This is a genomic window from Chitinophaga sp. 05T412, from assembly GCF_056396465.1.
This window is the reverse complement of sequence record NZ_JBFTLN010000003.1, coordinates 16,828-28,631: the sequence shown is the minus strand read 5'-3', so window position 1 is coordinate 28,631 and position 11,804 is coordinate 16,828. Positions and strand designations below refer to the sequence as shown.

The 11,804-nt window shown below is 41.6% G+C and carries 10 protein-coding genes; 5 read left to right on the top strand and 5 right to left on the bottom strand.

The features are described 5' to 3' along the window. The first annotated feature begins 2 nt into the window (after positions 1-2). Both AC1DFM_RS07315 and AC1DFM_RS07310 read left to right on the top strand, forming a co-directional pair. Positions 3-1,073, top strand: a complete 1,071-nt coding sequence (locus AC1DFM_RS07315) for a hypothetical protein (protein ID WP_477076048.1) — start codon at positions 3-5, stop codon at positions 1,071-1,073. Positions 1,074-1,114: 41 nt separating this feature from the next. Then, the gene (locus tag AC1DFM_RS07310; protein ID WP_477076047.1) at positions 1,115-1,504 is read left to right on the top strand and encodes a hypothetical protein; all 390 of its coding nucleotides are present in this window, start codon (positions 1,115-1,117) and stop codon (positions 1,502-1,504) included. A 56-nt stretch (positions 1,505-1,560) separates the two neighbouring features. Here AC1DFM_RS07310 and AC1DFM_RS07305 read toward each other — a convergent pair whose 3' ends face one another. Beyond that, on the bottom strand, positions 1,561-1,992 hold the full coding sequence (locus tag AC1DFM_RS07305) for a hypothetical protein (protein WP_477076046.1): 432 nt from the start codon (positions 1,990-1,992) through the stop codon (positions 1,561-1,563). A gap of 147 nt (positions 1,993-2,139) precedes the next feature. On the opposite strand from AC1DFM_RS07305, the gene AC1DFM_RS07300 reads away from it, so the two are divergent. After that, entirely contained in the window at positions 2,140-2,676 is a 537-nt protein-coding gene (locus tag AC1DFM_RS07300) for a hypothetical protein (RefSeq protein WP_477076045.1), read from the top strand. Positions 2,677-2,727: 51 nt separating this feature from the next. Next, positions 2,728-3,870 carry a hypothetical protein gene (locus tag AC1DFM_RS07295; RefSeq protein ID WP_477076044.1) on the top strand — a complete coding sequence of 381 codons (1,143 nt, stop codon included), beginning with the start codon at positions 2,728-2,730 and terminating at the stop codon, positions 3,868-3,870. 6 nt (positions 3,871-3,876) lie between these two features. Here AC1DFM_RS07295 and AC1DFM_RS07290 read toward each other — a convergent pair whose 3' ends face one another. From AC1DFM_RS07290 to AC1DFM_RS07280, 3 genes are all read right to left on the bottom strand, one after another. Further along, entirely contained in the window at positions 3,877-5,889 is a 2,013-nt protein-coding gene (locus AC1DFM_RS07290; RefSeq protein WP_477076043.1) for a serine hydrolase, read from the bottom strand. A 290-nt stretch (positions 5,890-6,179) separates the two neighbouring features. Then, complete coding sequence (locus AC1DFM_RS07285; RefSeq protein ID WP_477076042.1) at positions 6,180-6,893, bottom strand: LytR/AlgR family response regulator transcription factor; 714 nt, start codon at positions 6,891-6,893, stop codon at positions 6,180-6,182. Further along, positions 6,890-8,566 (bottom strand): histidine kinase, encoded by a 1,677-nt coding sequence (locus AC1DFM_RS07280; RefSeq protein ID WP_477076041.1) that lies wholly within the window; start codon positions 8,564-8,566, stop codon positions 6,890-6,892. The genes AC1DFM_RS07285 and AC1DFM_RS07280 overlap by 4 nt, the downstream gene beginning before the upstream one ends. 124 nt (positions 8,567-8,690) lie before the next feature. Here AC1DFM_RS07280 and AC1DFM_RS07275 point away from each other — a divergent pair, with 124 nt between their 5' ends. After that, the gene (locus AC1DFM_RS07275) at positions 8,691-11,072 is read left to right on the top strand and encodes a TonB-dependent receptor (protein ID WP_477076040.1); all 2,382 of its coding nucleotides are present in this window, start codon (positions 8,691-8,693) and stop codon (positions 11,070-11,072) included. 225 nt (positions 11,073-11,297) lie between these two features. On the opposite strand, the gene AC1DFM_RS07270 is transcribed toward AC1DFM_RS07275, so the two are convergent. Next, entirely contained in the window at positions 11,298-11,780 is a 483-nt protein-coding gene (locus tag AC1DFM_RS07270) for an ASCH domain-containing protein (protein ID WP_477076039.1), read from the bottom strand. Positions 11,781-11,804: the final 24 nt, after the last annotated feature.

Genomic DNA, 11,804 nt, shown 5'->3' with positions numbered 1-11,804 from the left:
CCATGAACAGAATAATGATATCCCTTGCGCTATTGCTCTATTGTGGAGTATATCAACCTGGCCATGCACAATCATCTGCCTCATCATCCGCTGTTGAGCCAACTATTTTTGGAATGTCTGCCAGTGGTAAATACTACTATGGTATTGCCGGAAATGCTATTTATAGAAAGAAGGTTGGGAAAGATAACTGGAGACTGCAACAGCAGCTTGCTGTAAGTCCTGTTATTAGGACTTTGAGGGTCAACTATGATAAAAATGAAATAGTGTTTAGCACAGGCAATGATTCTATTTATCATGTTGACATAGATAATGGTAAGATGAGAGGGATACGCATGCGCGATTATCTGTCCCGCTTTCAGGAACATCCGGTTAGCAGGCTTACCTTCTCTATAGGTAGCCGTGGCTGTTTTCACCGGTACGTCGACAACCTGGAATACAAGCGGGAAGGGAATGAGTTTGTTTTGACAGATAAAAATTCGGAAGGCACAAAGCATACCAACCAAATGAACGCGGCAAATGAAATCGTCCCTGCAGATGAGGTAGCCCGGTTGCAGAAAGCGGTATGTAATGATTATAGCAGGATGCCAGGTATCAGTGATATGGGATTTACGCAACAGGACTATGACCAATGTAAGAAGGATATTCAGGCATTTAGTCTTGATAGAAAGGTGGAGAATAGCCCAGGGAAAATTGGTTTCTATATCCGGGAAAATAATGTTGATTTTAATAAACTGATTTTATTGGTAGATAGTATTGGAACAATCGATACCGCCGCAATTCGCGAAATATTGCAGCATACTGATTTTACGAGCACTACTACGTACTGGATGTCAATCAGTCTGGTAAACGATGATGGAGAAACCTTGCGTATTCAATATGCCTATTATGATACGCCTAATGTGCTGCGTTTGCCTTGCGCGCTAATTTTTAATGATGACGAATTAACTACGTTTACACCAGAGATTACCCGTTTCCTGGATAGAAATTGTCCTGCTATGATGAAGAATAAAAACCGGATGCCGTTATTATATGCGATGGTAAATTATCTGTACTCCCGGAACACAAAGCGGTAGCGAAGAAAAAGGAGAGTAGTAATGGTAGATAAATTTGTAAGATGAGAGAAAAAATAACCCTTCAGCTTGCGTTGCTGCTTTTCTTTACAAGCGGCTGCGCTTCCACTATCGCCAATAAAACCTTTTCGATACATACCGGCAACAGTATTCAAACGCGTCCTAAAAACGATAGCTGCTTTACGAAGCATATAGATATTGTTCATTTTAATGGTGACGATATGCAACTGTATTATCGTGAAGTTTATATATGCCACACAAAAAAAGGAAAAACAAAAACCGAAGATATCAGGTTGGCTGAAACGTTTCCATATACGTTTAAAAATAATCAGGTAATTGCCCCAATGGCTGTCTATGACACATTGGAACTAAAGAGAGGGCGGCTTAAAACTAAATATGGAGCATTTATGAGGCGGGTAAGAAATTTTAAGTAAAGTAAAATTTCATGTTCCCATTAAAGTCAAAAAATGGCCATCTTTCTACGAATGGCTTATTTGGCTGGTATTGACGCTAAATGTAAGGTTGCCGTGATTTTTAATGCGCTATCACTTCCATAAATCTCCCTTCTTTTAAGTACCAAACTATCTTTTGTTGAGGTGATTATCCGGTATTCCCATGTTATTTTCTTATCGGATTCCGGAGAAAAAGTTAATATGCTATCGGCTGTGCTGTACAAATATGAATCTGAGCTTCCGTAGCTTTCAATGATAAGTTTATTTTCAGTCTCAAAATTCATCTTGTCCATTATGAAGTCTTTCGTCCGCTCCTCGGTTCGTATTCCTGTCTTATCTTCCGTAACAACAACCTGTTTCACCATACGCCATTTTTTATTTTGGATGATTCCATCGGGAAGATTGATGCAACTCATAAATAATAATGTGGAGAGAATAGATGAAAATCTAAGCATAAAATTTAATTCCATGGGTTACTGCTTCTTTATGCAACATGAATGTACAAATAATCTTGGTATTTTTAAAGGCGCCGCCGTTACCTGAAAAATTGTTATTTTTCATATCAATATCTGGCTTGGTTTTCGGGATAATGAAACGATCAGTATCAAACAGAAATTATGATGTATGCAATAGCACGAAATCTAATCCTTATTTTAATGATGTTATCATCAACGCTTAGATCCCGTGGGCAACAGCCTGAGGATTTGTCCAGGCTTACCTTCACGGAGAATACCGTTGATTTTTTCAGGGGTTTTTCCGATGTAAAAGCCATGCAAATGTATGATCTCCCTTATATGCTATCCTATGGGATCGATAATGGAGGCAAGTTGGTTTATAATGTTTATACCCCCAGGCATGTTGAGCTGCTTGCTTTCAAAGATAGAATAGCAGGTTTTAGTTTTAGGATATGGGACTTTGGTAGCCAGGAGAAATTACTTGTCTATCTCACCAAACAGTACACGGGACTTGCATTAATAGACTCATCGCGTTGGGGGAAAATATACCGGTACGCTGATGCCAATGTTACTGTTGAGTTACAAACCATCAGCGTTGAAGACTTTAAAAATCAGCGGGCTGGGTACCTCTCTGTAAAAACAGCGGAATTAATACAGGCAATCGCAGCGCAAGAAAAGAAATATCAGCGGAAGGGTTGATTTTTAAGAGAGGACTCCTATTTCCTTTTACTGCGCTTACTTTAAATTATTATGAAACTGATCGCTCCATTCTGTACTGCAATTTTATCCTTTGGTGTTAGTATTGGTCTTTTATTCCAATACAGCAATGCCTTTGCGCAAAGCAATCGTAAACAATATGCGCTGGAGATCCCACTGGGGCAGGGGAAATCCCTGGTTTTTCTTACTAAAGAGAAGGGTAGTGGCTTATACAGAGAGCCAAGGATAAAAGGGTACAATTTTCTAAGTAGGATCGAAGGTTACGACAGTCAAAATTTTTCCTCAAACTGGATAAAACGCTCTCCTGACGGCAGTCATCTAGTGATGGAAGGTATCATTAAAGGTTATGTATATAGCGGCGAAAAGGATAGTGTTCTACATGAAAACTATGGCTGTGTGATTGTTGATATTAAGCGAGCCAGGGTAGTGCAATATCTGACGGCAGATTGTGATGGCTCCTGGAATAAATCCAATGAATGGATAAGCAACGGCCGGGTTGTCTACAGCAGTAGTAGCATGGCGGCGGCTGATAACGAACTGCCGCTGCTCGGAAGCAGCAACATTGCCCACTGGCTTCATTCATTGAAACTATCAGGGCCGCGCAACTTTGGTTCAAAGGTTATTTTGAATCATTTCCCCAGGTCCTGGAAATTATCCGGCTATGACAATCAGAAGTCCCCGGTTGATCTTTATACCCGGTATATTGATAGTATGAATTACCAGCTCTACTACCAAGCGGATGCGCCGGGCGCTATTCCTTTTCTGGCGGATAGCAGTTTGATGGCAAAGTTCTTTCCAGACAACGTTAGGAAGGGATTTCACCTCCAACCTTTTTCGGATACAACAATTTTTGGTGCACAGTTGCTAAACCGGGGAAGCTCAATTAGTCTTTATTCTATAAAGGCAAAGGGTAAGGTTAGCTGTAATGGTTGCGAGACCGACACATACCAAACCATTGAGATCTGGCTCACCACTTCGGATAGCGAAATAATTGATGTGGTCCTGGTCGCCTGTGAGACCGGCGACGATATAGTTAAACAAATGCGCTACTATTTTTACGATCAAAAACAAACCCTGTACCTGAAAGACTTTACCATACGGGAGCTTTCTGTAACCCATGATGGGCAGCAGCAATGGAAAATAGGGCCGACAAACAGGATGACAAAAATCAGATAAAGGATGTCACGGCGTGTCTTGTTTCCCCTCAACCAAAAACTTGTTGATGTTTTGCAGCAAGGCATCGGAGGTATTGCAGTTTGTAAAAATAACATATCCCATTTTCAGGTCTTTATATACCTCAAACTTGCATTTGAAATCACCATTATTGCCACCGTGACCAAAGGTTTTACCAAAAGGTGTTTCTCTGATCTCCAGGCTCATACCCATATAAGTGGGGACTTTCGGTTTATGGGCCTCGTCGAAGGGATATGCTGAATGCTTCGAGAGTATGGTATCATAAGTTGCCGGTTTCAGGCCTTTCTGTTCTAACAAATACAACATAAACCGGGTGAAAATTTTTGCTTCCGTATACATAGAATAAGCCATCCCCGGGCTTTCAGGCAGCTCTTTATTAGTGGGCATTTTATCAATATGACCAGATGCTGCCACCAACCGCAAAGAATCATTTTTTGAAAAGAAGGTATGGTATAACCCTATTGGCTCAATCACTTCTTCCTTTAATACTTGTTCTACCTTCTTACCTGTAATTTTTTCTACTACCAGTTTCAGATACTCGAACCCTTCACCTGAATAATTAAATGCTGTACCAGGTGCAAATTTCAGATCTAGTTTTCCATCTTTATTCATCCACCGCCAGTTTGGGAATCCGGTCCGATGAGTTAATACATGTCTTGCCGTCATTAGTTTGTATCGCTCATCGTATTCGATATCCTTATAAGGCAGATACTCATATAATGGCTTGTCCAGGTTAATCACTCCCCGTTCTGCCAGTCGTTCCACGGCAAAGGCAAATACAGGCTTTGTAACGGAGGCCGCTTCAAATAATGTATTGTCATTGACTTTGTCTCCGGTCATTGTATTGGTTACACCATATGTTTTATGATACACCAACTTTCCGTCTTTAATGAGTGCAAGCGAAACGCCCGGTATTCCATAATAATTGCGATAGGCTTCAATGAATTGATCTATCTGAGGAACACTGGAGGCGGTGAAATTTAATAATACGCCTTTGTCAGGAATCAGATCCGGCACAGGATCAGATGGAATGTGAAGTTCAGGTGCTATTACTGTTTGCCCGGATTTTGCCACCACCGTCACCGGTACTTTTTGATCAGTAGCATATATTTTGCCTTCGGATTGAAAATAATGATCAGGCAATGTGATGTTGTATTTTCCGGAGGGCACCATTATCGAATAATTCCCCAGACTGTCTGCTTCCGCTGTAACCCAAAGTTTGGGATTGTCCGAAGAGAGGAGTCGCACCTCGCCTGGTAGTTTTACAGCCTGTTGTTTGCTCCAGCTTAACTTTCCCGAAACAGTAGACAATGCTTTGCCCGCAGGAAGAAATACGATATCACCAAGGCTGTTTGGATTCATATATTTAGCGCCCCCCTTTCCCCATGCAGACCAGGAAAAGCTGCCATCCCGATCTTTGTCATATACATGAAAATCGAAACCGACCGATTTTCCAATGGATAATTCGTTACCTAACTGGATACGCCATTCGTAAATGCGGGTGTTGCCATGGCGGGTAACAGCTACCTCCATCATATCCCAGTTGGCTTTGCCGGCAAAGGGGTCAAAGAAGGCATTGTTGATGGTATGAAGGGTCCTGCTGTACATAAATGAGGCCACCCCCGAACCTGACAGCAGATGGCGTGCATCAATGCTTATCTGTAAACCATCCTGGGTGTCCCAGGCTACATTTTTAGAGGTATCTTCCACAAAATCATCATCTGTTATAGTGAACGCCACGTATAATGATTGATTGCCAAGGTTATAGCCCAGCTGAAAATAACCGGAGAAATCGGACTCGTTTTGAGGCTTTGTATCTGATGGATGTATGCCAATCTTATACTTGACCGCATCTTTGGGCCAGTCAGAAAGATCGCCATCCACCTTTATTTTGCCAAGTGGATATGCATAGGCAACACTTCCGTTATGGGCAAACAGGTATCCACAGGAAAGAAAACATAACACAAATAGGCAAATTGACCTGGCGGTTGATAGTGACATGTTTAACAGATGCTTCATGGTTTTAAATGAATTAATCGTCCGATATAAAGACGCCGCTGACATAAAAAAGTTGCAATGAAAGATGCTAATAGCGGGTACTGTTCAGCATGAAAATGATTCCGGTAACGTCATCATTGGCACCTTGATAGTAGTCGGAGACAACTACCATACCATTTGGTTGGATACTACGGCGCCCGCTGTGGTGGCTGTATTTATGTATTTGCGATAGCTGTTTTTATAAGGAGCATGTTCGAATACGAACACCTGCGTTCGATTTTAGGGATATTGCGCTACTGTCCTGCTTCGCTAAAGTACTTTATCTTTAGTTGTTGATAACGCGTTCTGCCAATGGGCAATACGTCTCCTTTTTTCAGTATAAGTTCATATTTTCCACCCGCATTTACGATTAATTGCTGCACCTGTGGAATGGCTACAATGTAAGACTTATGGATGCGCTCAAACATGGGAGGGAGGAGCTGTTCCAGTTTTTCTAAAGATTTATCATGTAATAAAGTACCTGTATGCTGTAAATGTATCTCGGTATAAATACCGGCACCTTTGATATAGCAGATATCCTGTACATCAATCAACGAAATAGCGCCTGCCTTTTTTATGGCCAGATATTGCATGCCGTTTTTAGCCTCCGAGTTGGCGGCGCTGATGCGTGTAAATGCCTGCGATAAACGGGTTTCATCAAATGGTTTCGGTACAAAATCGAGCACGCCATAGGCAAAAGCATGAATGGCCTTTTCTGTATAGGCGGATATAATAATGGTATGGAAAGATTTTGATACCACGGTGGTTAATATAGAGAATCCATCTTCTCCATTTAAATTCAGATCCAGTAATAATACGTCAATAGTGTGTTGTTCCAAATACAACAGACCTTCCGCTATAGACTCACATTTGTCGATGGATACCAGTAGCTCACCAAAGAACTCGCGCGTCATACGTTCTATCCTTTTGGCGATTCTTGCTTCATCTTCTATAATCAATATTCTCATACGTGATGTAGTATTTTAATGACAGTTTCCCAGCCATCCGGCTTTTCAGTAGAGGAGAATTCCCAGTTGTCGCCATAGCTTTCCGTTAATCTCGCTTTTACATATTGGAAACCGGTACCTGTTTTCGTCTTGTGTGTAGGTACCCTGTTTTTAGCAATCGTAGTTAATGTATATTGTTTGTAATGGGCATTACGTTCAAATGATAAACGGAAGAATACAGTATCCTGGTGGAGTGGCATACTATGGGTAATGCCATTCTCAAGTGCGGTATGGATGATGGCCGGAGGAATCGAATCGGAGGGGTCTATATGCGCTTCTACCCAATCATATTTTATTTCTTTCCGAAATTGCATAATAGTAAGATGGGTTTTGCACAGGGCTATTTCCTTTTCGATAGGGATCAGCGTAGCCTCTGAAATCTGGTTAAGTAAATCAAACTCATCGGAAAGTGCCTGTATAAATATAATGCCTTGTTTGGGCGACTCTTCTATCCAGTCAATTAATGAGGTCAGTGTATTTTTGATGAAGTGAGGTTGGATATTTTTCTTTACAAGTTCCATCTTCAGCCGTGAGGAAAGTAATAAGGAGGAACGGTATTCATTTTCCGCTTCTTTTGCTTTTACGGTAAGCAAATAAAACATGCTCAATACAATAATGGAATAGCTGCAATACAGGCTGATGTCAAAATACATGAAATAGCTAATAATGGCACTTAGTATCAAACCCACCAGCACAATAACCCCCGATTTTTGCTTTTGATATACGGCTACGCCTGCAATGTAAGTGGCGGCCAGCCACATTGTAGCACTAAACCGAAAGGCCGTAATATCATAATTGTGGAAGTTGAAAATGTAAATAGCCACTAATGTCATCAACAATACAATGATAAAATAGGCTTTTCTTTTATAGTTGAACTGGATGGAAAAGTAATACGGCACCAGGAAAGATATGATAAACGTAAGGATACCAATGGTTTCCAGGCGAACATAAAAATGGGAATACGGTATATCGATGTAGAATTTAATATATTCTACCATTTGTAAGCAGAAAAATAATAAGCACGTAAGACTGAACAGCAGTATGGAAGGATCTCTCCGCCGGCTGTTCACAAACATAAAGCAATAATATAAAGCGGCTAGCAGAAACATGCCGGCAGATATATTCATGATCGAGGTCCACACAAGAGATTGTGTTAATAGCCGGGTGTAGGGGGCAACCGTAATTTTTACCGCCCGCTTGTCTTCACTCAGATAGGCCTGCGACTTCCGGACGGCTACTACGTGTTGGCCTTCAGCTGCAAGATGGGCGGGTAGTAAGTAACAACTGGTTTCAGTACCCGGTATTTCTTTCGTAGCGGGTGTTTGCACCCGCCCGTTGCTACCTAATTTTTCACCATCCCAATACACATCAAAAGCCCCAAAGGTATTTATTTGTATTCCCAGTGCTGCTGTGGCAGATGGTGATTGTGGCATTACCAGTGTTATTCGTTGCCAGTATATTTTGTCGCGGGTATCACCTTGTTCGGGCTTCCAGGCAGTATCAGTATAGCTTTTTGATGCCCAGGTGGTGTCATCTCCTATTTTAAAGACAGGGTTGCTGGTGTCTATTGGTAAACCTGGTTTACAGGAGGCGAATGAAATAAGAATGATAACAGTAAGGAATAAACGGTACATATGGTAAAGATAATAGTAATAGTAATGATTAAAGTGTAGTTCAGAAGGCTATTGTGCAGTTCACAAGGTTGTAGCCAGAATAGTTCCAATAGTGAGGTAATCTTGTGACAGAAATCTAAGACGCATGAGAACATTACTATTATCCCTACTATTGATTGGCTGCTGGGTGCTGCCACAGACCGTTTTTTCGCAAGTGCATTCTGGTGTTATGTTGGGTAAAATATACGATCAACATACGAAGAAACCGCTGCCTTATGTTACAGTGAGTATAAAAGACAGTACCGCAAAGTTGCTAAGCGGTAATATGAGTGATGAACAGGGGGGATTCAAACTGGAAGGCATTGCGCCCGGCAATTATACTGTGGAATTTTCTTATCTCGGTTATCAATTACTAAAGAAAACAGGTTCAGTATCTCTCCATCATTTGAAAACAGATATGGGGGTTATTTATTTACAGGAAGATACACGGATGTTGAAAGAGACGGTAGTGGCAGGGGAAAAGGCAGGTGTAAGCTTGAAGCTGGACAAGAAAGTTTTTGAAGTGGGAAAGGATATTCTCTCGCAAAATGGCGCTATTACTGATATTTTGAATAATGTACCTTCCGTGGCAGTAAGCCCAACGGGTACAATTAGCCTGAGGGGGAACAGCAATGTATTTGTACTCATTAATGGCCGTAGATCCGGGCTCACGCAAAGCAACGCCCTGGAGCAAATACCAGCCGACCAGGTAGAGCGGATAGAGATTATTACCAATCCCTCTGCACAATATGATGCAGCCGGTTCGGCAGGTATCATTAATATCGTTTTAAAGAAAAATAAAAAACTGGGCTTTACCGGACAAGTTCGACTGGCAGCAGGTTATCCTAATGATGCCCGCATTAGCCCCAGTCTGAATTACAAATCTGAAAAGATCAACCTGTTCTCCACCTTTGGATTCAGAAACTCAGATTATGTAGGTCGTTATACTTCCACTCAAGCTGCAGTAAATACCCAGGTACAACAAACGAAAGCAGAAAACAGGCATGATGATGGCAAGATGCTGTACCTCGGGGCTGATTATTTCGTGAATCAACATAATACCATTACCCTGGCCTTTTTGAAGAATGCCACCAAAGATCACGATAAAACATCCGGCAATATTGATATGCTTACGAGCAATGTGGTAGATAGCAGTTTAGTAAGAAAAGGGGAGTCGTGGGAGCGTCGCGATTATAATCAACTGGAATTCAACTATACCAAAACTTTTAAACAGCCCCGCCGTAAGTTTAGTGTAGAAATGCAATACGATTTCTGGAATAGTGATAAAACCTGGCAATTGTTTACAGATAATTACGTGCCTATCCATACAACGTTACCTGCCATCGCCACAAATGCGATTAGTAAAAGTAAAGACTTTTTAATACAATCGGATTTTACGCAACCCCTGGGAGCCTTATCTACACTGGATGTTGGTGTGAAGACGGAAACCAGGCGGGTGAGTAGTAAATTTAAAGCCGAACAGGGAGATAATGAAAAATGGACTATCATTGATAATATAGACAACGATTTACAATACAGCGAATTGATTAGCAGCGCGTATGCCCAATTCAGCAGCAAGGTGAAACATTTCTCCTATTTATTAGGATTACGCGCCGAATTCACGAACATCGATATCGTTGATCAGAAGAGCGTATATAGTCAACAAAAAAATTACAACCGACTGTTTCCCACCGTACACTTAAGTTATCAGTTTAAGGAAGGCACCAATATGCAGCTGAGCTATAGTAAGCGTATCAATCGCCCATCTTTGTGGTTATTGTATCCATTCAATGAATTAACTGATTTTAATGTGCAGTCCATTGGAAACCCTGGCTTAAACCCTTCTTATGCGCATGTTTTTGAATGGAGCTTCTTGCAGCAATGGAAAAAAATCACCTTCAATCCATCCCTGTATTTTCATCATACCAATGATCCTTTGCAAGACTATACTTATAGAAACGATAAAGGGGTAATTATCACGTTGCCTATCAATATTGCAAGTGAACAGCGCCGTGGGTTTGAATTGTCGGTTTCCTATCAGCCTGTAAAACCATTGCAACTCAACGGGGAATTTAACATCTATTCTTTTACCCAGCGAGGCGCCTATGAGCTGCAAAATTATGATTTCTCCGGACAGATGTTGACCGCTCGCATGAGTGCCCAGGTGAAGGTACTCAAACAGTTCGGGTTACAAATGCGCTATAACTTTACAGGCGCACAACGAACCGCACAAACACTTACAAAGGCCACCCACGCCTTAGATCTGGGTATCAGTAAAAATTATTGGAAGAATAAAATTGCCGTAGTGGTGGATGGTACTAATATATTGAACTCCCGCCAATATAAAACCTTCACAAAGGGCAGCAATTATACCTTTAATCAAACGAGCAATCCCAATGCTGCCAGGTATCGTGTGAGTATTTTGTACAAGTTTAATAATAAAGATGGGCAACAGATGCGGCAGGCTAAAACGGGGAATAGGAGCTAGGTAGCGGGGAAATCATTTTTCCGGGAGTTTTTTTAACGTCGAAAGAAAAAAGCCCTACAGGTTTAACTGTAAGGCTTTCTTTTAATTTTTTACAACTACCACCACATTTCAATATCAATACTACCATCTTCGATGATAGTACTTTCTGAGAAGAATTTTTTCCTCATCCACTGCTTCTTGTTTTTTGAAACAATTTTCCAACCAGGAGGGTTTTTAAACCTACGCTTACACTGTGATCAGGGGCTCACAGTATACCAGTCGAAACCGCTCACAGACGATGGGTGTCTTTTCATCGGGCACTTTACCAATACGGCTGCATTCGATTTGTATATAGTCCCAGTACAAAGCCTTCCAGGTGCTCAAGGTACGGTCGCCCTCTCCGCCGTCATAAGCAAACGAGGCAGAAACCTGATCAAATGGTACAATATTGACTTCGGTGGTTTGAAGAATACCTACGGGAACAAAACCGCTATCGATAAGTACATTATAATCGCCCGGGGAGGGCAGAGGTTTCTGATCGTACTGGTATTGCCACAAGAGGGAGCCGGTAGTGGTCTTGATCCCATCTAAGGCCAGCCGGGCTATGGCAGTAGCTTCTTCATCATCGCCAAAGCGGATCAGGTCGCAGTAGGCCGAAGGTACTGTAGTCCCGTATGTCCTGCTGTTCAGGAATTGTGTCCAGTAGCGGTTCGCTAATGATAGTTCCATAAATAAACCGATCCGTTTTTTCAG